Here is a 254-nt window from a genome sequence, read left to right on the forward strand (position 1 = left end):
GTGTGTAGAACAGCCGGCGGGCGGTCGCCATGATCCGCTCACGAGCTCCCGTGGACCTCGCAGGCGACCGGTTCGGCGCAGTGGCCTGGGCTTCGGGGATGACTGCCATCATGCGCACCATGCTAGATGTAGGAGGTCATGACGTTGTTGACTCGGGCCGGGGCCAACGAGGCCGGCGGGGCGTTCCCGCAGGAGGTATGAGGCCGATGGTAGTTGTAGTGGTTCACCCACACGGCCAGGGCCTCACGCCGAGC

The 254-nt window shown here is 66.5% G+C and carries 1 protein-coding gene; it reads right to left on the reverse strand.

Annotated elements, in window-relative coordinates; all coding sequences use genetic code 11:
* Positions 1 to 122: 122 nt before the first annotated feature.
* Positions 123 to 254, reverse strand: a 132-nt coding sequence (locus J1M40_RS12230; protein WP_206450839.1) for an integrase core domain-containing protein, incomplete at its 5' end; no start/stop codon positions are given.

It is taken from the genome of Micrococcus sp. KRD026, assembly GCF_017168445.1.
In the GTDB taxonomy this organism is placed as follows: Bacteria; Actinomycetota; Actinomycetes; order Actinomycetales; family Micrococcaceae; genus Micrococcus; species Micrococcus luteus.